Source organism: Bacillus massilinigeriensis, from assembly GCF_900111815.1.
Taxonomy (GTDB): domain Bacteria; phylum Bacillota; class Bacilli; order Bacillales; family Cytobacillaceae; genus Mesobacillus_C; species Mesobacillus_C mediterraneensis.
The window spans coordinates 840,524-864,580 of sequence record NZ_LT630004.1 but is presented as its reverse complement, the minus strand read 5'-3'; the positions used below and the strand labels follow the sequence as shown (position 1 = coordinate 864,580).

The window sequence follows — 24,057 nt, the reverse complement described above, 5'->3', positions numbered from 1 at the left end:
TACTGTTCATTAAAAAATTCTCTCTACAGCCGCAACCATATCTTCCCCATAATTGCTGTTTCCTTTTATATTTTCGGTCAGGTATTCCATTTCCTCCTTAATGCCGGTAAAGAGCAAGGTGTCCTTTCCATCACTCGCTACGACTTCAAATTTATCATCCAATGCTGATTTTAACTCTGGCCATACTTTTTCCGGTATAGCGAAATATGTATATGCCTCTCCCTGCTCTGCAATGTAAATAAAAGCCAGATTGTCAGAATCAACCAGCATCTTCCCTGTTCCAGTGCAATTTTGCAGATTAACAGCATGTCCAACAGTAAATACGAGCTTTCCGTTTTCGATTTTTCCTTGTTCAATATGTATTTTTTCAGTCATCTTTTCACCCTCCATAAGTTCTTCTTATTTTACCATACTGATGAAAATTTCTCCTACACATTGATGCTAAACCGAATTAGCAGGATAATAAAGAAGAAGATGATGAAAGGAGTCTATGTATGTCAGAAAACATCGAGATCGAATTCAAAAATATTCTCCTCCCGGAGGAATTTGCAACGCTTCAGTCCTATTTCTCCATCAACCAGGAAGACTTTCAGACACAGGTGAACCACTACTTTGATACCCGGGACTTCCATTTGAAAAACAGCAACTCCGCGCTAAGAATCAGGCAAAAGGGAAACCATATGGAAATAACATTAAAGCAGCCTGCAGAAGTCGGGCTGCTTGAAATCAACCAGGATATCAATTCCACCGAATTAGAACAAATGCTTTTCTCTGCCATCATACCCGACGGTCCTGTGAAAGATGCCCTTTTGGAGCTTTTACCGTCATCGGGTCACCTAGTATGTTTCGGCAGTCTAAAAACCTTCCGAGCAGAAAAACACTATAATAACGGCCTTATCGTTTTGGACTATAGCACTTACTTAGGGCACGACGATTATGAACTCGAATATGAAGTCACTGATGAAAGAGAAGGCGCAAAAAATTTCAGGGAGTTGCTGGAAAAACTTCATATTCCTTTGAGAAAAACCGATAATAAAATTAAACGTTTCTATCAACGTAAGTTCTCCAATTTCCAAGAAGAATAATCAGAACAGAACATTAGTAATGTCAGGTGGGTAGACGAAATGGATATTAACCAGCTCAAAATCATGCTTGAATTAAGTGCTCTTCAAAACTTCAACAGCAACCCTGCTTCAAGCCAATCAGAAGGATTCGCAAATCTACTAGATGATTTTCTTGGCTCGGCGAAAGCCCAAGCCCTTGCAAGTAATGCCTTTGCAAAGGAAAACCGTCCGCCTCTTATGGCAGTAAGCTCTTCGGCGCTTCCTCCAGTCGGTCTTACAAAGCTATCGGGCAAAAAAACAGATTTCGATTCCATTATTGAAGAGGCGGCACAGAAATATAACCTTTCCCCGAAGCTGATTAAAGCAGTGATTAAGAAGGAGTCGAATTTTAACCCGAATGCTATCAGCTATTGCGGTGCTTCTGGACTCATGCAGCTAATGCCCCAGACTGCAAGGGGACTTGGAGTGAATAATGTTTTTGATCCTAAAGAAAATATTGAAGGCGGCAGCAAATACCTTCGCCAAATGCTGGACCGTTATAATGGCAACGTGGAACTTGCACTTGCAGCCTATAATGCCGGACCGGGAAATGTCGATAAGTATGGCGGAGTTCCCCCATTTAACGAAACGAGAGATTATGTAAGGAAAGTCACCGAAGCATATATTGGATAAATTTTTCTCAGCCGTTCCATACCCCAAAGTGGTAAGGAACGTTTTTTTTGTGTACATTAGTAACAAACCACTGTTCAAGTACAAGATGGTCTTAAGCTATTTGTTTGAGATAACTATATAGCATTGCTAAAATATAAAACATAATATAATAACTAAAAAGGAGTTATCCAAATGGTCGAGAAAACGCCTGTACCGTTCGAAGCCATCGGCGAGGACCAGCTGCACCGGCTTGTTGACCTGTTTTATGGCCACGTTGCGCAGCATCCTGATCTTGCTCCTATTTTTCCTGACGACCTAACAGAAACGGCTCGGAAACAAAAGCAGTTTCTGACTCAATATTTAGGCGGACCGCCTTTGTATACAGAAGAGCATGGGCATCCAATGCTCAGGGCTCGACACCTGCCTTTTGAAATCACGCCTAAGAGAGCTGCGGCATGGCTCTCCTGCATGGAAAAAGCGATGGACGAATGTGGACTCCACGGAAATATCAGAGATTATTTGTTCTCAAGGCTTGTACTGACAGCCCAGCATATGGTTAATACACGTGATTTACATCTTGATGGTGACCAGCTGTGAGGTGGAAACGGGAAGATTTGATGTATCCAGGGCTCAAAGCCTGCTCTAGTCAAGAGAAAAAACCTTTGGAAATATATATATTCGTCGACCCTCTATGCCCAGAGTGTTGGGCACTAGAGCCTATCATGAAGAAACTGCAGATCGAATACGGAAAGTATTTCACCCTTCGCCATATACTGAGCGGCAAACTTGCTACCTTGAATATGAGCAGAAAAAAGCGCTACGAGACAATAGCGGACCTTTGGGAAAGAACAGCAAGCCGTACTGGAATGTCCTGTGATGGGAATCTCTGGTTTGAAAATCCTGTTTCATCCCCTTACTTGGCATCCATTGCAATCAAATCTGCAGAGCTTCAGGGAAGAAGAAAAGGGCACCGCTTTTTAAGGAGGCTTCAGGAAGTATTATTCCTAGAAAAGCAAAACATCTCGAATTTTGAAGTTTTAAAGAATTGCGCAAAAAGTATTGGACTAGATGTGGAAGAATTTGTGACAGACATACATTCCGCCTCTGCAGCACGTGCGTTTCAATGTGATTTAAAAATTACTTCAGAGATGGAAGTCAATGAAATTCCGACGCTTGTATTTTTCAATGCAAATGTAGAAGAAGAGGGAATTAAGATTGCAGGCTACTATCCTTACGAGGTATATGTGCAAATCTTAGAGGAAATGCTGCCTGAAAGTCCGGAACCTTCCCTTCCTCCCCCGCTGGAAACTTTCTTAAAACATTTCCGGACAGTTGCAACAAAGGAAGTTTCCGTTGTTTATGATATGAGCATGAACAGAGCTGAAAAAGAATTGAAAAAACTTCAGCTAAAGCAAAAGGTCGAACAGCACCCCGCAAAATACGGGGTGTTCTGGAAATACACCGATGCTTGAACCGCATACCAAATGCGGTTTTTTCTTGCATTAGAACAGAAAAAGACCTTGCGGCAATTCCGCAAGGTCTTTTCTATATAATACGAACAAAGGGGATGGGAGAAATTTTTCACGGTCAAACAAAGGGGTATATGTTTGCTTGTGATCAACTTCACGAGATAAATATACCACGTGAAAGAGGTATGAACAACCACTTTGCGAATTCTTTCACAATATTGTCATAAAGCGGACATCCTTCAAGGAGTATCCGCATAAAATTCTTACAAACAGCATTCGGAGGATAGCAATGAAAAAAATGTTAACTAATACGATTATTCTTTTCCTTGTTCTTATATCGCTCTGCCTCCAGTTTCTTGCTCTGATGCATCTCTTTCCTATCTACCTTAGTTCGCCTATCCTTTTCTTGTCGCTGCTCCTTTTATTCAGCCATTTGAACGGACGTCAGCGGTTCAAAGGATTTAAAAACGGAAGCTGAAATTTTTATTTAGGAAAGGATATCTTCCATCTCTGAAAGTTTCGCCTCGAATACCTTACACGCATCCTTCACCGGCTGGGAGCTTGTCATGTCAACTCCTGCACGCTTCAATACCTCGATAGGATAATCCGAACTTCCAGCCTTCAAGAAATCGATATAACGCTCCACCGCTTGTTCCCCCTCTTCAAGGATCCTTTTGCTGAGTGCAGTAGCTGCACTAAACCCGGTAGCATATTGATAAACATAATAGTTGTAATAAAAATGCGGAATCCTTGCCCATTCGAGTCCAATCTCCCGATCAATTTCCATACCTTCCGTACCAAAGTACTTACGGTTGAGTTCGTAATAATCCTCCGTCAGAGACTCCGCTGTCAATGCTTCATCATTCTGTGCTTTTTGATGGATAGAATGCTCAAATTCCGCAAACATTGTCTGGCGAAAAACAGTTCCTCTGAATCCTTCAAGATAGTGATTCAGCAAATACAGGCGCTTTTGCTCGTCACCGACATTATTAAGCATATATTCATTCAGTAGAGCTTCATTACATGTCGAAGCCACCTCTGCTACGAAGATGGAATAGTCACCGTACGCATAAGGTTGTGTTTTTCTTGTATAGTAACTGTGGACAGAATGCCCAAACTCATGCGCCAGCGTAAAAAGATTATTCACATTATCCTGCCAGTTAAGAAGAATATAGGGATTTGTACCATAAACTCCTGAAGAATAGGCTCCGCTTCGCTTACCTTTATTTTCACGAACGTCCACCCAGCGGTTATCGAACCCCTCCTTCAGCACTGATACGTATTCTTTTCCGAGTGGCGCCAAACCGTTCAAGACGATTTCCTTCGCTTCTGGGTATGTAATCTTCATATCAACGTTCTGAACTAACGGCGTATACAAGTCATACATATGAAGCTGATCGACCCCGAGTACCTTTTTGCGAAGTTTCAAATATCGATGCAGCAAATCCAACTGTTCGTTCACTGTAGAAACAAGATTATCATAGACTGTTTCTGGAATGCTGTCGGCCGCAAGTGCAGCATGCCTAGCGGATTGATAATGATGTACCCTTGCGTGAAAATTATCTTTTTTCACTGTTCCCGCAAGAGTGCTAGCAAGTGTATTCCTGAACTTTCCGTAGGTATCATATACCGCTTTAAACGCATCCTTTCTGATACGTCTGTTACCGCTCTCTAAAAATGTCGCATAGCGTCCGTGAGTGACTTCCACTTTGTTCCCATTTTCATCCTCGATGGACGGAAACTCCATATCGGCATTATTCAGCATTCCAAAGGTCACAGAAGGGGTGTTCATTACTTCTGAAGCTTGCGCCAGAAGCGCTTCCTGTTCTGCCGAAAGAATATGCGACCTCTGGAGATTGATTTCTTCAAGCGCATGTTTATACACCTTTAGATCGTGAAGCTGTTCAAGAAATTCTGAAATCCTGCCCTCCTCAATGGAAAGGATTTCAGGTACGATAAATGCCAGTTCCGCACTTGCCTGTGCATAAAGAGTCTTAATCCTGTCATCAAGTCCCTGATAAAAGGAGTTGCCTGTGTCTTGGTCATATTTCATATGGGCATAAGTATAAAGCTTCCCAAGTCGTTCTAATAAACGATCCTGGAACTGTAGTGCGGAGAATAGCCCTTTTGCTGACTCTTCTAGTTTACCTTGGAAATCGCGAATAGCAGGTACCATTTCCTTCACTTCTCTAAATTCCTTCTCCCAAGCTTCATCTGATGAAAAAATATCCTCAAGCCTCCATGTATCCTCCACAGGGATTTCATTTCTTGCCGGAAGCTTCTTTACAATCTCATTACTCTCCATTTCTTATCCTCCATCCTGGCTTAAAGCCCTAAAGATTACATCACCATCATTTTGAACTCCTACTGTTTATTTTACACTCCTTTTCCCGGATTCATTAAGGAAAAAGCCTTTTGAAAGATGATTGCTGATGATTTTTTCATTTTTTGAAAAAAAATGTTTCGCATAAGCAGGCCATTCGCCAGTTATCACTTTCTCAAAGAATGAAGCTTGCGGATAAAAAATATCATCTCTTTCTTCAATCGAATCAGTTAAAATCAGCAAGTCAAGGTATTCATCAATAGCCTTGCTGAAATGATGTTCCAGTACTAATGGAAGCGGCCTGCAACGAACTTCTCCCCTGTCGATTCTTCTTAGAAAAGCTCTATAAAGCGAGCTTCTGGTAACTTTCCCTGAGTGTTGAAAAATATGGAGAAAATCAATATAAAAATATGCTTGCCATATAAGTGGAGGAGTTTCTAAATAAATGGAGGTTTTAAGCGGTAGTCCTATTTCTGGGGGCAATAAGTGAAGGTTGAGGTTATGTTGATAAAGTTCTAAAAATAATTGTCGTTTATATACAGAAGGATATACAGAAAGACTCGCCTTATATTTCGCCATTTCTTTCTGCCATTCGAAAAGGGAGAGATGCTCCTGAAAACGAGGTTCCATCAAATGAGATAAATGGATTTCATCATGGCTGAAAACGGTTATGTTTGTAAGAAATCGCCGTTCGGAAACAGAAAAAATACTTGTAAGAATAATAAATTTGTGGATATCCGGACAAAAATATGGGAGAAACCAGCCATCATTACTTTTTCGAATAAAATTAGCATCAAAAGCACTTAACGAGACGATATTTGCTGCCACCCTTTTCAATCTCTTTCCACCAAGGATCCAAACCGGGGTTATTCCAATGCTTTCATATTGTCCTGTCCTTTTTTTCAGCTCATTCTCCTCAACGGTTGCACACTGAAATTCAATGGCAACACTGTTCTTCCCGAACACTGTCATCACATCTGCTCTCTGTCGAGTGGGCCGTACGTACTCCTCCAATTGTGCTGTTATTCCGTTTAGCAAAAGGAACCGGTATATTTCCAATTTCCCGGCAAGGTGGTACGCTGTTTCACTCTCCCACTCTCCAGGGCAGCCGCACCCACTTTCATGGGCAAAATGCCATATTTTCTTATTCCCCAGCTTCATTAGCACTTTCTTACCACAGCAGGGACAATAAAATACTTCTGCTCTTCTTTGCTTTTCCAACGCAGCTTTTTCCCGTTTTTCTCCAAGGGAAAAGCGTTCGCCATTTTCCCTTAACGCAACTAACATTTTCATTCCTCCTTCCACCATACTCTTTTCGCGATCACTAGCGAATATCCTGCTAGACATAAAAATTTCACAATATACCCCACCTTTAGCTACGTTTTATTAAAGAAGCGGGAAGAAAGATCCATACGGTAATTCAATCCTGTTTGTTGGAGTAAAAGACGCGAAGACTCCTGCGGAAGCATGGAACAGGGAAGCCATAAAAATAAAAAAGAGACAAACTCTTTGGAACTCAAGTTTGCCTATATGATAAAGTACGATCAAAAACTGTGTTTACTTAAAGAAGCGGAGAGAGAAGCCTTGCAGTCGATTCAATCAGTCTGTAGCCAAAGTGCCGGCGATTAAATTCATTTTCCTCAATTTCAACGGAATCCAGCAAATCATTTTCAAATTCCTCCATTAGGCGCTTCACACTCTCTGTCTGGTACAGGAACGCATTCACTTCGAAATTGAGATGGAAACTTCTCATATCCATATTCGAAGTTCCAATTGATGCAAGCTCTCCATCGACAATAACGATTTTACTATGCATGAATCCTTTCTTGTACTCGTACACTTTCACACCAGCTTCCAATAGTGCAGGAAAATAAGAGCGTGATGCATGAAAGACGATTTTTTTATCTGGACGCTGGGGTACCAAAATCCTTACATCCACACCACTCAACGAGGCAACTTTAATTGCTGTAAGAATATCCTCGTCAGGGATAAAGTATGGGGATGCGATCCATACATTTTTTTTCGCGGAAGCAATCATGGAGAAAAATATGTGTTTTATCACACTCCATTCATTATCCGGTCCGCCTGCAATCATTTGCACTCCGCCATCTCCCTGATGCTGAAGAGGTGGTGACAGATACTCCGGAGTAAGGAAGCTCTCATTCGTCATATAGTACCAATCCTGAAGGAAGATCAATTGCAGGCTTCGTACAGCTTCTCCATTAATATACAGATGAGTATCACGCCAAAAACCAAAGTTACTGTCCCTGCCAAGGTACTCGTCTCCAATATTCAATCCGCCCACAAAACCAACGGACCCATCGATAACAACGATTTTCCTATGGTTTCGGAAATTGAATTTACTATTAAGAAAAGGAAGCGTCACCGGACCAAACTCCCGTACTTCCACACCTGCAGCCTTCATTTCTTCTATGTATTCATGTGATAACTGCCATGAACCAACAGCATCATAAAGAAACCTAACTTTGACTCCCTGTTGTGCTTTTTCGATAAGAATATCCTTTATGTCTTTGCCAATTCTGTCATGCCGGACAATGTAGTACTCAAGATGAATATGATGCCTTGCCTTTTGCAATTCCTTCAGTATCTTTCCAAATGTTTCATCACCATTATTGAGAACTTCCGTAGTTGTTGCGAAGGAAATCGGGCTGTTCCCAATATTTTGTGCTAAATTGAAAAGCTTTTGGTGTTGATCCCCCATTTTCATCAATTTTTCCATGTTGGCTCTCTCGCTATCCCCCTCCACCATAAGGAAAGCCTTCTTATCGAGGAAATACTTCCTTCTGTACATCCTTTCCTTCCGGTAGCTGCGGCCAAATAACAAGTAAAAAATAAACCCGACAACCGGAAAACTTCCAAGTACAACTAACCATGTGAGAGTCTGGGTCGGGTGTCTGTTTTCCAGGAAGATAACGAAACCAATTAATACAACAGATAGGGTCATGAAAATACTCGCGTAACCAAGAAAGTTAATACCAAGCGTATCATTGATAAAATAATAACTTGCCCCCAAAATCCCGATAAATAGAATCAATCTAACAGTGTTTTTCATTTTCGCTCCTTTTTTCTAAGACCAATAGACTTTCATGAAAAAATAGTTATATAAAAAGCCGATTTCATGATTGAAACCGGCTTAACTTCAGGAAAAGTATCCCCTGAGAACATGAAAAACATTCTCTTCTATTATTGAGTTGCCGTATTCCTGCAGGCGGTGAATCGTAACAGCTGATTCCTGTCCGTATTCGAGGAGAATACTTAAAAGGTCATCTATTTCGTCCTCGTCCACAAATACTTCTTCTGGAAAATCTACATACAGATAGTATTTCCCATCCATGCTGTACAAAGATGTGTTTATTGTCTCAGGCAAGGATCGTTTTGCAAGCGACAGTACATCTTCAAAATCCGGGAATACAAGCATAAAGTCAAGCTCGTCCTCGAAAGCAGAATCCTCGCTATCGTCTGGTTTCGGATTAAAGTGCTGATCCAAAAGCTCTTCTATCCTCTCATCGACAGGATAATCCTTCAGTTTTTCATCAGGAACGGGCAGCTCAAACTTCTGTCCGTCCTTTGTAAGCTGCGCACGTGTCACAAGCACCTCAAGTCCCTTCTCTAACGCTTGTACTTGAATCCACAAAGGCCCTTCTACAGCGAATTCTTCCTCATGATGAACCTCATCCATCATTTCCCAGAAAAGTTCTTCGCTACGCTCACGATTATACCAGATTTCATCCCGGTCAAATCCGCGCTCTTCTATATCCATATACGAAATATAAAACTTTACTGTGTGGTCATTTATACGTTCGATTTCCATTCTACTCTCTCCCTTCCAGACTAAGGATTGAAGGGACAAAATACCCCCGTAAAGCTTATTTATTATCTATACCCATATTGCATTCTTTCCAATCGGCCATCCGTTCTCTGTAAGAAAAATAATACCGCCTTGTACTTATATTTTATGATAAAAAAAGACTTTTGGGAAATAAAATCTCCTGATAATCCAAAAACCAGCTTTTACCCAGAAAAAACTTAATCTGTCTTTTGAAGACACAGGAAAACCCCGGTAAAAATAAACCGGGGCAGCTCTATCAATTGACCATGCGCTGTGCTTCACGCAACTGGTAAGTACGGACTTTTCTAGGCAGAAACCTGCGTATTTCATCTTCATTATAACCAACTTGCAAGCGCTTCTCGTCGACGATAATAGGTCGACGTAGGAGGCCCGGATTGTCCTTGATTAATTCGAACAAATCCTGCAGTGGCATTGTTTCAAGATTCACATCAAGTTTTTGAAATGTCTTCGATCTGGTGGAGATGATTTCATCGGTTCCGTCTTCTGTCATTCGAAGAATTTCCTTTATTTCATTGATGGACAAAGGTTCTGAAAAAATATTCCGTTCCTGATAAGGAATCTCATGCTCTTCAAGCCATGATTTAGCTTTCCTGCACGAAGTACAACTTGGTGAAGTGTATAAAGTGACCATTGGTTAATTCACACTCCCTTTAAGTTAACAATTATATGTTAGTAATAAAATGATGCGGCATCCTAGTTTAAAATAACTCTAATTTAGTAATCTCTATAGATTAATTATACACCATCAATTGAAGGATGGGTATGCTTTTTCCATAAAAAATAATAAAAAAGATTTTATGTAACTTCCTGCCGTCCTTATATAAGACGGATAAAGTCACAAAAAGTTTCAACATTTTTAATGAATTTTTTAGGCCGCCCTATTGCACTATTATATTTATTCGTTAATAGCTTTCCTTTTAGGGAGGTGAGAACGGTCATTTAGAAAATTTTATTCTACTTTTTGTTTATTACCCCATTTAAGGACAAGAAAACCTCGCTTTTTATTTTCATTCATTCTCAATTAAGATTCCAATAATGAAAACTAAATAGTGTTTATACCTCTTCTAGCAGGTTCCACTCAGGGGTTTTTATTGTAACAACTTTATCTACAGCATCATAGGTAGCTCCATATAGCTCTTTATCCTTAAATGTATGAATCATTTTGTAAGTTGTTTTCACTGCTTCATATATTGCTTTTTCATCTTTCTCCCCTGGTGTCCAGTAAAGAATCTCCATTCTGTTAATTTCCTCCGTTGCAAGGGAACGCCTTGAATATCGAATAGAACTGGCATGATGGAAATCCTCCCTTTTATAAAACCGGAGGCGCTTCTCCGTATCCATATCATCCTCGCTGATTGGCTCCACTTCCAGAATGATTGGCTTTCCTTTTTCTTTCAGGCGAGTAAGCAGCTTATGGCCAAGACGCTGCCCTCTAGCATTTTTCGAAACAAACAGGTAGTCTACAAAGATGAAACTATCCATCTCTACATACATTAAGACATGATTTTGTCCTTCATCCTTGCGATAAACCTGAGGATATTCCTTTAGCAATGCTTCCATATGTTCCTGGGACTTCATTTCCTCTACCGGGAAATATTGATTCAATTTATCGTACCAATGCATAGAATTGCTCCCTTCCTTCTTTATCTTTCATATCCCGACGCAGTACTTTCACACTTCCAAATGCGTTGCCAATCCGATAAAATAATAATGGAGACATGGATAACGTGATTCTTATCTTCACATTAAAGGGGGCAATATTAATGGGTGATTATATTGCAGATTTGATGATTGTTGCTTTGCTGGTGATCGGCATGACCGCGCTAATGGGTGTTTTTACAAATGGCATTGGAGAAACTTTATTTGGTGGCAAACGCAAATCCGAGTTTAAGGGCAAGTCAGACAAAATGCAAACTGGGTGGAAAACAGTCGGAGGACAGAAAAGATAATTTGCTACATAAAAATGTTTTCCCTATTTAATAATCATTAAACATTTTTCATAAAAAAAACGATCTCAAATGAGATCGTTTTTTTAGCTCTTATATTGTGCCTGGTATTTTTTTAGCTCTTGCTCAGAGCAATGTACAAAGTGTCCTGGCTTCACTTCCCTCATTATTACTTCTTCATGATCAGCGTACTGGTGACTCGATGGGTCGTATGTCTTCCTTCGTCTAGTCCGCTCAAATTCCGGATCAGGAAGCGGAATAGCTGATAACAGTGATTGTGTATATGGATGGAGCGGATTGCTATAAAGCTCCTCTGCTGGAGCAAGCTCCACCAATTTCCCGAAATACATGACACCGATTCGGTCACTAATGTATTTAACCATCGAGAGGTCATGGGCAATAAACAAATAGGTCAGACCTTTTTCATGTTGCAGTTTTTTCATCAAATTGACAACCTGCGCCTGAATGGAAACGTCCAACGCGGATATAGGTTCGTCTGCAATGATAAATTCTGGTTGAACGGCAAGCGCCCTTGCAATCCCAATCCTTTGCCGTTGTCCTCCGGAGAATTCATGCGGATATCTGTTAGCATGTTCCCTGTTTAAACCGACAGTTTCTAAAAGGGAATATACTTGTTCCATCCGTTCCTTCCCGTTCCTAGCTAAGTTGTGAATATCAATGCCTTCAGCAATGATATCGGATACCTTCATCCTCGGATTGAGAGAGGCATAAGGATCCTGAAAAATCATTTGGATACTGCGATTGAACTTTTTCAGTTCCGAACGGGATTTTTTTCCATGGACACTTTCTCCCTTGAAGAAAACATCGCCCTCTGTAGCATCATACAAACGGATGATAGTCCTGCCTGTAGTCGATTTCCCACAGCCTGATTCACCAACAAGTCCAAGAGTTTCGCCTTTATAAATATCGAAAGAGATTCCATCTATGGCTTTTACCTCATTCGGTTTTCCAATATTAAAATATTGTTTTAAGTTCCTTATTTCAAGCAATTTTTCCTTTTTTTGCATGCTCCTGCCCTCCCGCTCCATTATTTCGTACCGGAAAATTTCTGCATTCTCTTCACTACTGCTGCAGGCGGCTCAACTTTTGGAGCATCAGGATGCAGCAACCATGTAGCAGCATAATGAGTGTCAGATACCTTAAACATAGGAGGTTCTTCTTCCAGGTCGATTTGCATTGCATATTCATTCCTCGGTGCAAACGCATCGCCCTTTGGCGGGTGAAGCAAGTTTGGAGGCGTTCCCGGGATAGCATAAAGCTCTTCATCCCTTGCATCAAGGCTTGGCATAGAACTGATAAGGCCCCATGTATATGGATGCTGCGGATTATAAAACACTTCATCTACCGTTCCGATTTCAATTATTTTGCCTCCATACATGACGGCAACACGGTCTGCTACGTTAGCGACAACACCAAGATCATGTGTAATAAAAATGATCGATGTTTCAATCTTGTTCTGCAAATCCTTCATTAGTTCAAGAATTTGCGCTTGGATTGTAACGTCTAGAGCGGTTGTCGGCTCATCGGCAATAAGCACCTTTGGATTGCAAGCTAGCGCAATGGCTATGACAACCCTTTGTCTCATCCCACCCGAGAATTGGTGGGGGTATTGTTTGATTCTTTGCTCTGGCTTCGGAATTCCAACAAGACGCAATAGCTGTAAGGATCTCTCCGTTGCCGCAGCTTTACTCATATTTTGGTGCCTAATAAGCGGCTCCATGATTTGCTTTCCAATCGTCATTGTTGGATTCAACGACGTCATTGGATCCTGGAATATCATCGATATATCCTTACCGCGTATTTTTTGCATTTGACGATCAGTCAGATTTGTTAAGTCTTTACCGTCGAAAAGTATCTGCCCTTTTTTTATCTCAGAATTGTTCGGGGGAAGGAGTTTCATGATTGCCTTCGTCGTAACAGATTTCCCGGAACCTGATTCACCGACAATCGCAAGTGTCTCCCCCTTTTTCAGTTCGAAGTTAACGCCTCTAATTGCTTTTACTTCCCCTGCAAACGTATGGAATGAGATATTCAAATCTTTAACTTCTAAAATATTTGTCATTCTGTCCACCTGCTTTCTTAGTCGCGCATTTTCGGATCCAGAGCATCTCTCAATCCGTCTGCCAGCATATTGAAAGTTATCATGAGAATACTGATGACTGCTGCAGGCACAATCATTTCATGCGGATGCAACCTCAACACTTTGAATCCTTCATTAACAAGGGTTCCCAGCGATGCTTGTGGATCCTGCAGACCAAGTCCGATGAAGCTTAAGAAAGCTTCGAAGAAAATCGCGTTTGGAATTGAAAACATAGTGTTGATAATAATGACGCCGGCCAGGTTAGGCAAAATATGTTTGTAAATAATAGATTTATGGGAATTACCCAATGTACGGGAAGCAAGTACGAATTCCTGCTCCTTTACTTTCAGCACCTGGGCACGTACCACCCTTGCCATTCCTACCCATCCTGTTACAGAGAGCGCGACCGCTATGGAGATGATACCTGGATCGAGTACGAGTATCATAAGAATTACGACAACAAGTGTTGGAATACCAATCAAGACCTCCGTAATCCGCTGCATAATATTATCAAGCCTTCCGCCAAAGTAGCCGGAAATTGCCCCGTACGAAACCCCGACGATCAAGTCAATTGTTGCAGCGAGAAAGGCAATTAATAGAGAGATTTGCGTACCTTTCCATACGCGGGTAAAAATATCACGGCCAAGTGCATCCGTACCAAACCAGTAGTACTCGTCAATGCCTTTTTGCTCGTATACATTGATTTCTTTTCCTGCCCTGTTGACTTCTGTTCCATCAAAAGGAAGCCAGCTTATATTCTCTAGACCTTGGACTCTTGGTGGAAGGTGATTATGGGAAACTGTTTGTTCACTAAAGCTTTTTCCGCTAATAAGAGGGCCAATAAACGCTAGCAAAACAACTATCAACATGATGACCATACTGGCGATTGCGCCTTTATTTTTTCTTACGCGAAGCCATGCATCCTGCCAAAAATTCAGACTTGGCTTGTTGATTTCTTCACTTTTCGAGGAATCAATAACAGCGGGCCGAAAGCGATCCTTAGGAATTTTGATGTCTGATCTATCCATTATTTGCTACCTCCTGACAGCCTGATCCGCGGATCGATGATTCCGTAGAGGATATCTACGATAAGGATGACAACAACAAACAAGAATGCAAACAGCAAGGTTGTCCCCATGATGACAGGATAGTCGTTCACATTGACCGCTTTTACAAACTGTTCACCAAGTCCAGGAATTGCAAAAATCTGTTCAATTACAAGAGAACCGGTCATCAACGAAATCGTAAGCGGACCGAGCACCGTGATAAGTGGTATTAAAGCGTTGCGCAATGCATGCTTAAAAGCGATTTCAAAGAAGCTTGCACCTTTTGCTTTTGCGAGAGTAATATAGTCAGTGCCAAGCACTTCAATCATTTCTGTCCTCATGAACCGCGCTGCAATTGCTATCGGGAACATGGAAAGCGCGATTGTCGGCATAATGGTGTATTCGAATCCCTTCCAAAAGAGAACTGGAAGCAGGCCAAGCTTAACGCCAATATAATACTGCATTAAACCTGCAAACACGAAATTTGGAATCGATTTCCCCAGTACCGCAAGGAATGTAGCACCATAGTCCACCCATGTATTTTGCCGCAATGCTGCAAATACGCCGAGCAGCAATCCCACAATTGTTCCAAAGAATACTGCCTGAAATCCTAATTGGGCAGAAGGGCCGAGACGCTTTATCATCAAATCAGTTACTGGTGTATTGTTAAATTGGAAGGAAATACCCAAATCTCCCTTCGCAAGCTTTCCTAAATACGTAACATACTGTACCGGTACAGGTTTATCGAGCCCGTACTTCGCTTTCATAATTTCCACTTGCTGCGGCGATAGTTTATTTGCACTTGCAAATGGGGTTCCCGGGATAATCTTCATGAGGAAGAAAGTCAGGGAAGCTATGAGAAAAAGAGTGATAAACATATAGAGGACCCTTTTGGCCAAGTATTTTCCCATATGTACACCTCCTATATTATTTCAATATTTGCTATTTTCCGACACTTTGCTTACAGGGAAAAAGAGAGTATATTTTCGAATATACTCTCTTTTGACTAACAAGATTATTAGCTTTGCGAGAACAATTATTATTCGCCTTTTACTTCAACCCACTGGAATGCATAGTCAGGACCATAGTTATAGATTGCAAGACCTTTAACGTTAGGATTTAGAAGGATATTGGCACCACGTTGATAAACCGGCGCAATACCTGCATCTTCCTGAATCATGATTCTTTCAGCTTCCTGCTGAGCTTCCCAGTTTTCTTTCGGCTTTGTAGCATAATCGGTTTGAGCTTTCTTGATCAGCTCATCATATTTAGGATTAGAGTAGTCCATACGGTTGCTTCCTCCGCCAGTCAACCAAAGGTCTGTGAAGGAAATAGCGTTACCGTAGTCAGGTCCCCATCCTGCAAACTGAAGGTCATAGTTTTGAGAATTGTCACGCTCAAGACGTACAGCGAAAGGAACGCTCTCAAGCTTAACTGTTAAACCTGGAAGATTCTTTTCTAGCTGGTTCTTCATGTAAGAGTCAGTTTTCTTCGCTGCTTCAGTGTCTCCACCAAGGTAGCGAATTTCAAGTTTGTCCACACCAAGCTCTTTCAAACCTTTTTCCCATGCTTCTTTAGCAGCTTTCGGATCGTACTTGATTAGATCGCCATGCTTCTCACGGAAATCTTTTCCTTCAAATTCTACAAAATCTTTAGGAACCATAAAGTTTGCAGCAATCGATCCATTGTTCAAGATGCTCTTAGCAAGATCTTCTTTATTGAATCCTTGTGCAATTGCTTTACGGATGTTAACATTTTTCAGTGCTTCGTTTTGCTGGTTCATCTTCAGCCAGAATACAGTTGGCTCAAGCCAGCTGACCATTCTGTCATCTCCCTCGTATTGCGGCACGATATCGGAAGAAAGAAGACCTGTCATATCAGTTTCGCCTGCTTCAAAAGCGTTTACTGCAGAGTTGGAATCTTTAACAACGTTTACAGAGATTTTCTCAAGCTTTACGTTCTTTGCATCCCAGTAATTTTCGTTCTTTTCCAATACCCAGTCAGTAGCGTCCGTTCCTTCCCACTTTGTCAGCTTGAAAGGACCATTGTATAGAAGGTTTTCAGCATTGCTTGCATATTTTTCGCCTTTTTCTTCAACGAATTTCTTGTTAATTGGATAGAAAGTAGGGAATGCGAACAAGTCTTCCCAGAATACGAAAGGTTGCTCAAGTGTTACTTCTAGCGTCTTATCATCGATTGCTTTTATACCAAGAGTGTTTAGGTCATACTCTTTGCTTGCAGCACCTGCTTCAGTGATTTCTTTTGCTCCCTTGATCTTCCCATCCATCATGTATGGACCGTAAGGAGAAGCAGTCTTTGGATCAATTGCACGCTGCCATGCATAGACAAAATCGTCTGCTGTTACAGGATCGCCATTCGACCATTTAGCATCACGAAGTTTGAAAGTGTAAACTTTCTTATCTTCAGAAATTTTCGGTTTGCCTTCTGCCATCGCCGGAACTGGCTTATGGTCTTTGTTCAGGCGGTAAAGCCCCTCACCTACGTTTGCAATGTAAGTGAAACTAGTTGAACCTTCCGCAAGACTTGTATCCATTGTTGGAATCTCGGAAGAATCAAGGATTTTGATTTCCTGTTTTGCGCTGCTTTCGCCTTCTCCTTCACTACCGCTCCCTGATTCCTTCTTGCCGCCACCGCAGGCGCTTAGGACCAAAGAAAAAACTAGAGTTAGGACTAAAAACAACGATAATTTTGACTTCTTCAAGTGTAATCCCCCTTTTATTTATTTTTCTGAAAACTTTTTACATTCTCTATTATACATTTACTCAAAAAAATGTTCAATATTTTTTCTGCTAAAATTTACAGAGCTGAAACATTCGCAATAAAGATAGTTAAAAAAAGTGTGTTATAATAGTGACTTATAACCAATAAGAGGGGTTTCACTGCCTTTTGTTTAGCTGTAATATATGATTACATTAATGAGTTAAGTCTTAAACAATATAATTATTTTATAGGTGGAAGAGGAAAATGAAGAAAATATGTTACTTAACCGTCTCAATGCAAATACTTGTATTCCTGCTATCTCTTGCAATGGAGAGAGAGCTTACGCTGCTGCATTACATCAACTTTTCTTTCTATATTGCAGGCGGTATGCTATTATTGTCACTTCTGCTTTATACGGTAACAGGCGGCTTCTTCGATAATATCTCCCATTCCTTCAGAGTGATTTTTCGGTCGCGGAATAAATTAGAAACAAAAGAAGAAGAGGAAATCACCCCCCTTTCAGAAATTGTTTCCCTTAACTACTTCCCTCTTGCTATGGCCGGATTGTTCAACCTGCTGCTAATGCTTGCCGCATTAGCAGCCTACTATAGGTAAGGAAGAGATACACTTGATTTACATGTGAGAGAACATTATAATTTCTTTTAACAGTATTTCAAACAGAAGCTATGACAAAGAGTAGTACTGCTGAGACAGGTTTCTCAGAGAGTTTGTGGCAGGTGAAAACAAACAGCCTTGCAGCAGGAATGGACTTTCGAGCTCCCGCGGGGAAAGCTAAGTATCCGCGGACGTAATCCTTGCGTTAAGAGGAACATGCGCTATTTTTGGCATGTATCAAGCGGCCCGCAACGCGGGCAATTAGGGTGGCACCACGGACCATTCGTCCCTATTTATAGAGGGAGAATGGTCTTTTTTATATTATTTTTTAGGAGTGAACACGATGAGAAAAACAATTTTTTCCGGGATTCAGCCAAGTGGGACCATCACGCTCGGCAACTATTTAGGCGCTATCAAGCAGTTTGTTGAGCTGCAGGAAGATTACGACTGCTATATCTGTATCGTCGACCAGCATGCGATCACCGTACCTCAGGACAGACTGGCACTGCGGAAAAATATTCGTAGTCTTGCCGCTTTCTATATTGCTTCAGGTCTAGATCCTAAAAAAGTTACTCTTTTCATCCAGTCGGAAGTTCCTGCACACGCTCAGGCAGGATGGATGATGCAATGTGTCGCATACATTGGAGAACTCGAAAGAATGACCCAGTTCAAAGATAAGTCAGCAGGTAAGGAAGCTATTCCTGCTGGACTCCTGACATATCCTCCTCTCATGGCTGCAGATATTCTTCTCTATGGAACGGATCTTGTGCCGGTGGGAGAAGATCAGAAGCAGCATATTGAACTGACAAGAGACCTTGCAGAACGGTTTAACAAAAAATACAGTCCAGTCTTCACTATTCCGGAAGCAAGGATTCCTAAGGTTGGTGCAAGAATTATGTCCCTGCAAGATCCGCTAAAGAAAATGAGCAAATCTGATCAGAATCAGAAAGCCTCCATTTCTATGCTAGACGATCCAAAGCAGATCATGAAGAAAATCAAAAGCGCAGTTACTGATTCTGAGGGTATTGTCAAGTTTGATAAGGAAAACAAACCCGGGATTTCCAACCTTCTTTCCATCTGCTCTTTATTTTCCGGGAAGAGTATTGAAGATCTCGAAAAGGATTACGAAGGGAAAGGATACGGGGATTTCAAAAATGATGTCGCAGAAATAGTGGCAGGTGCAATTGAACCGATACAGAAAAAATACTTTGAACTTGTCGATTCCAAGGAACTTGATGATATTCTGGACAGAGGGGCGGAAAAGGCCAACAAAGCAGCAGGTAAGATGCTCAAGAAAATGGAAAATGCTATGGGCCTTGGAAGAAAGAAAAAATAAAGAATACAAGCGCGTTTCCAAGTGGAAACGCGCTTGTTTTTCCCCTTAATTCACTTTCGGTCCATGCTCCATTTCCCAGAGCTTTTCAAAAAAAGGCTGGCCTTTAATAATATTTTCACAGAAAGCTTCGTGCTTCCTCGACCACCCAAATTTCGTTTCATTGTAGAGCTCATCCCAAGCTTGCTCTAATGACCGTTGCTGAATATCTTCATATCTTTCTGGGCACCACTCTGTTAGCCAATACCTGACTTCCGCCGTATTTCCGGATGATTGAAGCTGATCGAGCGCCATAAACAACAACTGCTTAAGCTGCCTTTCCTTCCTTGTGAGTCCTCTCATCACTTCTGGTGAAGGCGACAGAATATGAAAATCTTTCAAACCGCTTTGATCATTGAAATGATAAACTTTTGTTTCCTGATTCTCTACCATTTCGTATACAAGCTGTTCCTGTCTCGGGATTAGTCTGCTTTTTCTGATTGGAATATTGTACCCTATTGTATCTACAGCAAGAATACCTGTTCCATCTGTTGCAACAAAGCAATGGTCTAACTGCTTCCGCTCATGGTTCTTTCTTAAAAAGGCTTTCCGGTAAATATCATCGAGAAGCTGCTGCGGCAATTCAGATAAATCATTTTCAATGTATCGGAATAAGACCGACTCAATTTTAAGCAACGGTACTTGATCAAGAAGTTCTACTCCGTCATCTTTTCGCCACTCATGAAAATGACATACATTGTAGCCATTTTCCTCCCCCTCGAACCAGTTCACCCAAACATCGTGAAGATATAACATCGACAACCCCTCGCTTCAGCATTCTGTTTTTATATCAGTATGGTCAGGCAAGAGTTAAATTATTCCTAAATTGATATGTTCAGGAATAAAGCTTTTCACGGTAAAAAACACTTGAAGGTAGGACAATGGAATCTTTTACAGTGAGGGGTTGATTTTTTTTAAACTGTTTGATAAGAGCATAGCCAACCGTATAACCTAGCAGCGGAGGAAATCCGCCCTGCCCAAATAATATCTTATCATGGATCAAATTCTCTCTGTTGGCTTCAAGATTCTTTTTTATATGCTTTTCCCAATAGTACTCTAATTCGTTTTCATTCAGTCGTTCACACCACGAAGCCCTATGATCTGATCCGCAAGCTTCTTCAGCAGTATGTTCAGCAAGACCTTCCATGATCAGGGAATCAAGCAAAGTATATTGTGATAAGTCTTTCTTTTGCGCTTGCAGCCTGCAGGAATGATGATACTCATGGGTAAAAATTGCTTCCAGCTGCAGGCTCTCCACCTCAGGGGATAGAAAAAGGAATAACCTATCAGGAAAAGACACACCAGATTTCCCTTTTCCCTCTATCATAAGCCGTCTGTTGGAAGCATCGATCGGCAATATAAACACGGAAATTTCCGGACCTTTCCAACTCTTCTTGTACTTCTTATATAATGCATCTGTTTTTTTCCAAAAGTCTTGTTTTTCCAATTTTTTTAACATGGCTTTGCTAACTGGTCCTGGTTTACACATTCCAAAACTTCTTAAATACTGATACGCTGACATATTCCTGTTTCTCTTAAAGGAAGGAAGCAATAACCTACATAACTTTTCAGGCTGGTTGCAATACTTTTCCAGAAGATGATTTGTCCTGACTACCCCAATCTTTTCTCCTCCCACATTCTGTTTATATAGCATATGGTTCCTAGAAGAATACGTCAGAACTTTTACCGACGGGAGCAATGTTATACCATCTCCAGTGCTCATCAATCAACCGGATACTCGCGGAAGTTATTTCAACATGATGCTTATATAATGAGGATGTCTGCGGTATCAAAGATATATATAAGGTAACACCTAGGTTGCTCAATTATTTAATGTTCCACAAACGAAAGGACAGGCATCCGCCTGTCCTCTGTCCTCAAAAATTAACCGTTATATCTCTTAAATGCAAGTGTAGCGTTGTGTCCGCCAAAACCGAGAGAATTGCTCAATGCTGCATCAACTACAACATCTCTTGCTTCATTTGGAACATAGTCCAAATCACAATCAGGATCTGGAGTTTCGTAATTAATAGTTGGAGGAAGGACACCTTCCTTCAGTGCCAACACTGTAAAGATTGCTTCAATTCCGCCTGCTGCACCAAGCAAATGGCCTGTCATTGATTTAGTAGAACTTATTGCAAGTTTGTATGCGTGCTCGCCAAACACACTTTTAATTGCCATTGTCTCATATTTATCATTATACCCTGTGCTTGTACCATGAGCATTGATATAACCAACATCCTCAGGGTTTAACCCGCCATCTTCAAGCGCTGCCTTCATCGCACGGGCACCGCCTTCCCCTTCAGGTGCAGGAGCAGTAATATGATAGGCATCCCCTGTCGCTCCATAGCCGACAATCTCTGCGTAAATTTTTGCACCTCTTGAGAGTGCACGCTCTAATTCTTCTAAAATAAGGATACCGGATCCTTCACCCATGACAAAACCATCTCTGTCCTTATCAAAAGGCCTGCTCGCCTTTAGTGGATCAGGATTAGTCGAAAGCGCAGTGTTGGCACAGAATCCTGCAAAGCTCATTTTTGTAATTGGAGCTTCGGCACCACCCGTTACCATCGCATCTGCGTCACCGCGCTGAATCACTTTAAAAGCATCGCCGATAGAGTTCGTTCCTGTTGCACAAGCCGTAACCGTGCAGGAATTGAAGCCTCTTGCTCCAAGAGTAATAGAAACCTGTCCTGCAGCCATGTCAGGAATCATCATTGGAACGAAGAATGGGCTTACCCGGCGGTATCCCCTTTTCATAAAGGTTTCATGCTGTTGTTCGAATGTCTCCATTCCTCCGATACCCGATCCGATCCAGACACCGATTCTATGGGAATTGCCATCATGGATTTCAAGGCCTGCATCCTTCACTGCCATCATCGAAGCCGCCACAGCGTAGTGTGTGAAGCGATCCATTTTCCTTGCATCTTTTTTATCAATGAACTGTTCTATGTTGAAGTCTTTTACTTCTCCTGCCACTTTTGCAGGGAATTCTTCTGCGTTCAGGCGAGTGACGGCCCCTATTCCGGAAACCCCAGCCTTAGCATTTTCCCAGCTTGTGCCTGCATCGTTACCAATCGGACTGACAGCCCCGACCCCTGTTACTACAACCCTACGTTTTTGCATTGTTTTAACACAGCTCCTTCCAAATATACAGTTCACTAGTATTCAACTATTGGTAAAGCGTTCTCTATCCGCTTTTAACGTCCCCAGCGCATCAAGATAGCGCCCCAGGTAAGTCCCCCGCCGAAACCAACCATGACAACGACATCATCATCCTTAATTTTTCCTGCTTGTAATTCCTCTACCATGGAAATTGGAATGGAAGCTGCTGATGTGTTTCCGTATTTATGGATCGTCTTGGACATTTTTTCAATCGGTAGCTCCAAGCGCTGCCTGGCGGATTCCATTATTCTAATGTTTGCCTGATGGGGGATAAGGAAATCGACATCTTCTTTGGAGAGTCCAGCTTTCTCAAGAACGTGCAGACTGCTTTCACCCATCTGCCTTACTGCAAACTTAAAAACTTCCCTGCCGTTCATCACAATGAAATCTTCTTGGTACAAGTGCTTTGCTCCAGATCCGTCTGCACCAAGCTCAAATGAGAGAATTCCTCGTCCTTCGCTCACTTTCCCCAATACAACTGCTCCAGCACCGTCACCAAATAGCACTGCTGTATTCCTATCGTTCCAATCCGTTATTTTAGACAGTTTTTCTGCTCCGATAACTAGCACGTGCTTATAGGTTCCGCTCTCGATAAATTGCTTTGCCACAACGATTCCGTACATAAAACCTGCACAGGCTGCGCTTATATCTAATGCAGCGGCCTTCTTTGCTCCCAGCCGTTCTTGCAGAAGACAAGCGACACTAGGGAAAGGATGGTCAGGTGATACGGTAGCAACGAGTATCAAGTCAAGTTCCTCTGCTTCAATGCCAGAATCACTTAGCGCATGCAGCGCTGCATAATAGGCCATATCAGATGTATTGATATCATCTTCTGCCACTCTTCTCTCTTCGATTCCAGTCCGTGTTCTAATCCATTCATCCGAGGTATCCATGACTTTCTCTAAATCATGGTTTGTTACGATTTTCTCAGGAACATAGCGTCCCGACCCAATTATCCCCACATTCATGATCCTTCACTCCTTTTTCATGAAAATGTATAAGATCAATTATTTATATCAATTATTATGACTTGGTGCTAATTTTAACATTCTAAACCTTTTTTCTCAATAAAAATTTCTTCTCCGCATCTGTCCATACCATTCCGGGCTGACAGACATAAATTGATAAAAAGTGCTAAATAGGAGGAATGTACTGTGGATAGTAATAACACTGAACAAAATCAGCACGAATCCGGCAGAGGGGATCCCTTTTCCCGAATGATGTTCGGAGATAACAGACGAAGCATGGGAAAGAATCAGCAAACTGAAAAACCTGGTTTCATTGAGCAATTTGAAGTTGATGCATTGCTGCAGCATGTCGATGCTTTCATGACAGCGGCAAACGAATTGCGGCCACTCTTCCGAAAAGCCCGCCCCCTCTTGGACCAGTTCTTACCGAAGAAATAAAATTGCCGAGGAGGCAAGCTGCACACACTGCGGAACGCTTAGCTTCTCAAGCAGAAATCAACAAACCCGCCTAAATAAAAATTAAAAAGCTGCGGCTAATGCCGCAGCTTTTTATTCGTCTTCCTTATTCAGTGCTTCATTTCTTCCCAGTTCATATGCTTCATTCATTACCTTCGTGAACATATCCATAAACGGGGCGATCATTTCAGGCTTCAGTTCAACACCTGCCCCCTCCAGTTTTTCCTTTGCTTCAGGAAGATACTTCATCGCTATTTGCAGAAACTGCAGGCTTCTGTCTTGATTCATG

26 protein-coding genes and 1 other annotated feature are annotated in these 24,057 nt (G+C 41.6%); of the genes, 9 read left to right on the top strand and 17 right to left on the bottom strand.

Annotation, left to right across the window (positions count from 1 at the left end; translation table 11 throughout):
• Positions 1-9: 9 nt before the first annotated feature.
• Positions 10-375, bottom strand: coding sequence for a UPF0738 family protein (locus tag BQ5796_RS04645; protein WP_071459163.1), 366 nt, complete (start codon positions 373-375; stop codon positions 10-12).
• Positions 376-494: 119 nt separating this feature from the next.
• Between BQ5796_RS04645 and BQ5796_RS04640 the strand changes: the two genes are divergently transcribed.
• The 5 genes from BQ5796_RS04640 to BQ5796_RS04620 all read left to right on the top strand — a co-directional run bounded on the left by BQ5796_RS04640 (position 495) and on the right by BQ5796_RS04620 (position 3,662).
• Entirely contained in the window at positions 495-1,085 is a 591-nt protein-coding gene (locus BQ5796_RS04640) for a CYTH domain-containing protein (protein WP_071459162.1), read from the top strand.
• Between the two features lie 39 nt (positions 1,086-1,124).
• Positions 1,125-1,736, top strand: a complete 612-nt coding sequence (locus BQ5796_RS04635) for a lytic transglycosylase domain-containing protein (RefSeq protein WP_071459161.1) — start codon at positions 1,125-1,127, stop codon at positions 1,734-1,736.
• Between the two features lie 171 nt (positions 1,737-1,907).
• Entirely contained in the window at positions 1,908-2,312 is a 405-nt protein-coding gene (locus BQ5796_RS04630) for a globin domain-containing protein (protein WP_071459160.1), read from the top strand.
• A gap of 20 nt (positions 2,313-2,332) precedes the next feature.
• Positions 2,333-3,187: a ClpXP adapter SpxH family protein gene (locus BQ5796_RS04625; protein ID WP_071459159.1), complete on the top strand. Its 855-nt coding sequence runs from the start codon at positions 2,333-2,335 to the stop codon at positions 3,185-3,187.
• Positions 3,188-3,473: 286 nt separating this feature from the next.
• Positions 3,474-3,662, top strand: a complete 189-nt coding sequence (locus BQ5796_RS04620; RefSeq protein WP_083413043.1) for a hypothetical protein — start codon at positions 3,474-3,476, stop codon at positions 3,660-3,662.
• A 9-nt stretch (positions 3,663-3,671) separates the two neighbouring features.
• Here the strand turns inward: BQ5796_RS04620 and pepF are convergent, their stop codons facing one another.
• The 6 genes from pepF to BQ5796_RS04590 form a co-directional block, all read right to left on the bottom strand.
• A complete protein-coding gene (gene pepF, locus BQ5796_RS04615) occupies positions 3,672-5,489 on the bottom strand; it encodes an oligoendopeptidase F (protein ID WP_071459158.1) in 1,818 nt (605 codons plus the stop codon).
• 66 nt (positions 5,490-5,555) lie between these two features.
• Positions 5,556-6,794 carry a competence protein CoiA gene (locus tag BQ5796_RS04610; protein ID WP_071459157.1) on the bottom strand — a complete coding sequence of 413 codons (1,239 nt, stop codon included), beginning with the start codon at positions 6,792-6,794 and terminating at the stop codon, positions 5,556-5,558.
• A gap of 274 nt (positions 6,795-7,068) precedes the next feature.
• Positions 7,069-8,580 (bottom strand): cardiolipin synthase, encoded by a 1,512-nt coding sequence (gene cls, locus BQ5796_RS04605; RefSeq protein WP_071459156.1) that lies wholly within the window; start codon positions 8,578-8,580, stop codon positions 7,069-7,071.
• An 87-nt stretch (positions 8,581-8,667) separates the two neighbouring features.
• A complete protein-coding gene (mecA, locus tag BQ5796_RS04600; protein WP_071459155.1) occupies positions 8,668-9,339 on the bottom strand; it encodes an adaptor protein MecA in 672 nt (223 codons plus the stop codon).
• Between the two features lie 274 nt (positions 9,340-9,613).
• Positions 9,614-10,009 (bottom strand): transcriptional regulator SpxA, encoded by a 396-nt coding sequence (spxA, locus tag BQ5796_RS04595; protein ID WP_071459154.1) that lies wholly within the window; start codon positions 10,007-10,009, stop codon positions 9,614-9,616.
• A 422-nt stretch (positions 10,010-10,431) separates the two neighbouring features.
• A complete protein-coding gene (locus BQ5796_RS04590; RefSeq protein WP_071459153.1) occupies positions 10,432-11,001 on the bottom strand; it encodes an N-acetyltransferase in 570 nt (189 codons plus the stop codon).
• A gap of 140 nt (positions 11,002-11,141) precedes the next feature.
• Here BQ5796_RS04590 and BQ5796_RS04585 point away from each other — a divergent pair, with 140 nt between their 5' ends.
• Positions 11,142-11,327, top strand: coding sequence for a hypothetical protein (locus tag BQ5796_RS04585; protein ID WP_071459152.1), 186 nt, complete (start codon positions 11,142-11,144; stop codon positions 11,325-11,327).
• A gap of 83 nt (positions 11,328-11,410) precedes the next feature.
• Here BQ5796_RS04585 and BQ5796_RS04580 read toward each other — a convergent pair whose 3' ends face one another.
• The 5 genes from BQ5796_RS04580 to BQ5796_RS04560 all read right to left on the bottom strand — a co-directional run bounded on the left by BQ5796_RS04580 (position 11,411) and on the right by BQ5796_RS04560 (position 17,193).
• Positions 11,411-12,352: an ABC transporter ATP-binding protein gene (locus BQ5796_RS04580; RefSeq protein WP_071459151.1), complete on the bottom strand. Its 942-nt coding sequence runs from the start codon at positions 12,350-12,352 to the stop codon at positions 11,411-11,413.
• A gap of 20 nt (positions 12,353-12,372) precedes the next feature.
• On the bottom strand, positions 12,373-13,407 hold the full coding sequence (locus BQ5796_RS04575) for an ABC transporter ATP-binding protein (RefSeq protein WP_071459150.1): 1,035 nt from the start codon (positions 13,405-13,407) through the stop codon (positions 12,373-12,375).
• A gap of 17 nt (positions 13,408-13,424) precedes the next feature.
• Positions 13,425-14,453, bottom strand: a complete 1,029-nt coding sequence (gene opp3C, locus BQ5796_RS04570; RefSeq protein ID WP_071459149.1) for an oligopeptide ABC transporter permease — start codon at positions 14,451-14,453, stop codon at positions 13,425-13,427.
• Positions 14,453-15,382, bottom strand: coding sequence for an oligopeptide ABC transporter permease (gene opp3b / locus BQ5796_RS04565; RefSeq protein ID WP_071459148.1), 930 nt, complete (start codon positions 15,380-15,382; stop codon positions 14,453-14,455). The genes opp3C and opp3b overlap by 1 nt, the downstream gene beginning before the upstream one ends.
• A gap of 128 nt (positions 15,383-15,510) precedes the next feature.
• A complete protein-coding gene (locus tag BQ5796_RS04560) occupies positions 15,511-17,193 on the bottom strand; it encodes a peptide ABC transporter substrate-binding protein (RefSeq protein ID WP_071459147.1) in 1,683 nt (560 codons plus the stop codon).
• A 263-nt stretch (positions 17,194-17,456) separates the two neighbouring features.
• Here BQ5796_RS04560 and BQ5796_RS04555 point away from each other — a divergent pair, with 263 nt between their 5' ends.
• Both BQ5796_RS04555 and trpS read left to right on the top strand, forming a co-directional pair.
• Positions 17,457-17,807 carry a DUF3899 domain-containing protein gene (locus BQ5796_RS04555; RefSeq protein WP_071459146.1) on the top strand — a complete coding sequence of 117 codons (351 nt, stop codon included), beginning with the start codon at positions 17,457-17,459 and terminating at the stop codon, positions 17,805-17,807.
• Between the two features lie 62 nt (positions 17,808-17,869).
• Positions 17,870-18,101, top strand: a binding site (T-box leader).
• Positions 18,102-18,150: 49 nt separating this feature from the next.
• Complete coding sequence (gene trpS / locus BQ5796_RS04550) at positions 18,151-19,143, top strand: tryptophan--tRNA ligase (RefSeq protein ID WP_071459145.1); 993 nt, start codon at positions 18,151-18,153, stop codon at positions 19,141-19,143.
• A 45-nt stretch (positions 19,144-19,188) separates the two neighbouring features.
• On the opposite strand, the gene BQ5796_RS04545 is transcribed toward trpS, so the two are convergent.
• The 4 genes from BQ5796_RS04545 to BQ5796_RS04530 all read right to left on the bottom strand — a co-directional run bounded on the left by BQ5796_RS04545 (position 19,189) and on the right by BQ5796_RS04530 (position 23,312).
• Positions 19,189-19,935 (bottom strand): YjbA family protein, encoded by a 747-nt coding sequence (locus BQ5796_RS04545; RefSeq protein ID WP_071459144.1) that lies wholly within the window; start codon positions 19,933-19,935, stop codon positions 19,189-19,191.
• Positions 19,936-20,014: 79 nt separating this feature from the next.
• Entirely contained in the window at positions 20,015-20,701 is a 687-nt protein-coding gene (locus BQ5796_RS04540) for a DUF2268 domain-containing putative Zn-dependent protease (protein WP_071461144.1), read from the bottom strand.
• A 362-nt stretch (positions 20,702-21,063) separates the two neighbouring features.
• A complete protein-coding gene (gene fabF, locus BQ5796_RS04535) occupies positions 21,064-22,305 on the bottom strand; it encodes a beta-ketoacyl-ACP synthase II (protein WP_071459143.1) in 1,242 nt (413 codons plus the stop codon).
• A 74-nt stretch (positions 22,306-22,379) separates the two neighbouring features.
• Complete coding sequence (locus tag BQ5796_RS04530) at positions 22,380-23,312, bottom strand: beta-ketoacyl-ACP synthase III (RefSeq protein WP_071459142.1); 933 nt, start codon at positions 23,310-23,312, stop codon at positions 22,380-22,382.
• 186 nt (positions 23,313-23,498) lie between these two features.
• On the opposite strand from BQ5796_RS04530, the gene BQ5796_RS04525 reads away from it, so the two are divergent.
• Complete coding sequence (locus tag BQ5796_RS04525; RefSeq protein WP_071459141.1) at positions 23,499-23,750, top strand: hypothetical protein; 252 nt, start codon at positions 23,499-23,501, stop codon at positions 23,748-23,750.
• A 111-nt stretch (positions 23,751-23,861) separates the two neighbouring features.
• Here the strand turns inward: BQ5796_RS04525 and BQ5796_RS04520 are convergent, their stop codons facing one another.
• Complete coding sequence (locus tag BQ5796_RS04520) at positions 23,862-24,056, bottom strand: ComZ family protein (protein WP_071459140.1); 195 nt, start codon at positions 24,054-24,056, stop codon at positions 23,862-23,864.
• Position 24,057 lies beyond the last annotated feature (1 nt).

Coding starts and splice junctions, on each gene's coding strand:
- BQ5796_RS04645 (WP_071459163.1), bottom strand. CDS start 375: ATGACTGAAAAAATACATATTGAACAAGGAAAAATCGAAAACGGAAAG.
- BQ5796_RS04640 (WP_071459162.1), top strand. CDS start 495: ATGTCAGAAAACATCGAGATCGAATTCAAAAATATTCTCCTCCCGGAG.
- BQ5796_RS04635 (WP_071459161.1), top strand. CDS start 1,125: ATGGATATTAACCAGCTCAAAATCATGCTTGAATTAAGTGCTCTTCAA.
- BQ5796_RS04630 (WP_071459160.1), top strand. CDS start 1,908: ATGGTCGAGAAAACGCCTGTACCGTTCGAAGCCATCGGCGAGGACCAG.
- BQ5796_RS04625 (WP_071459159.1), top strand. CDS start 2,333: ATGTATCCAGGGCTCAAAGCCTGCTCTAGTCAAGAGAAAAAACCTTTG.
- BQ5796_RS04620 (WP_083413043.1), top strand. CDS start 3,474: ATGAAAAAAATGTTAACTAATACGATTATTCTTTTCCTTGTTCTTATA.
- pepF (WP_071459158.1), bottom strand. CDS start 5,489: ATGGAGAGTAATGAGATTGTAAAGAAGCTTCCGGCAAGAAATGAAATC.
- BQ5796_RS04610 (WP_071459157.1), bottom strand. CDS start 6,794: ATGTTAGTTGCGTTAAGGGAAAATGGCGAACGCTTTTCCCTTGGAGAA.
- cls (WP_071459156.1), bottom strand. CDS start 8,580: ATGAAAAACACTGTTAGATTGATTCTATTTATCGGGATTTTGGGGGCA.
- mecA (WP_071459155.1), bottom strand. CDS start 9,339: ATGGAAATCGAACGTATAAATGACCACACAGTAAAGTTTTATATTTCG.
- spxA (WP_071459154.1), bottom strand. CDS start 10,009: ATGGTCACTTTATACACTTCACCAAGTTGTACTTCGTGCAGGAAAGCT.
- BQ5796_RS04590 (WP_071459153.1), bottom strand. CDS start 11,001: ATGCATTGGTACGATAAATTGAATCAATATTTCCCGGTAGAGGAAATG.
- BQ5796_RS04585 (WP_071459152.1), top strand. CDS start 11,142: ATGGGTGATTATATTGCAGATTTGATGATTGTTGCTTTGCTGGTGATC.
- BQ5796_RS04580 (WP_071459151.1), bottom strand. CDS start 12,352: ATGCAAAAAAAGGAAAAATTGCTTGAAATAAGGAACTTAAAACAATAT.
- BQ5796_RS04575 (WP_071459150.1), bottom strand. CDS start 13,407: ATGACAAATATTTTAGAAGTTAAAGATTTGAATATCTCATTCCATACG.
- opp3C (WP_071459149.1), bottom strand. CDS start 14,453: ATGGATAGATCAGACATCAAAATTCCTAAGGATCGCTTTCGGCCCGCT.
- opp3b (WP_071459148.1), bottom strand. CDS start 15,382: ATGGGAAAATACTTGGCCAAAAGGGTCCTCTATATGTTTATCACTCTT.
- BQ5796_RS04555 (WP_071459146.1), top strand. CDS start 17,457: ATGAAGAAAATATGTTACTTAACCGTCTCAATGCAAATACTTGTATTC.
- trpS (WP_071459145.1), top strand. CDS start 18,151: ATGAGAAAAACAATTTTTTCCGGGATTCAGCCAAGTGGGACCATCACG.
- BQ5796_RS04545 (WP_071459144.1), bottom strand. CDS start 19,935: ATGTTATATCTTCACGATGTTTGGGTGAACTGGTTCGAGGGGGAGGAA.
- BQ5796_RS04540 (WP_071461144.1), bottom strand. CDS start 20,701: ATGTCAGCGTATCAGTATTTAAGAAGTTTTGGAATGTGTAAACCAGGA.
- fabF (WP_071459143.1), bottom strand. CDS start 22,305: ATGCAAAAACGTAGGGTTGTAGTAACAGGGGTCGGGGCTGTCAGTCCG.
- BQ5796_RS04530 (WP_071459142.1), bottom strand. CDS start 23,312: ATGAATGTGGGGATAATTGGGTCGGGACGCTATGTTCCTGAGAAAATC.
- BQ5796_RS04520 (WP_071459140.1), bottom strand. CDS start 24,056: ATGAATCAAGACAGAAGCCTGCAGTTTCTGCAAATAGCGATGAAGTAT.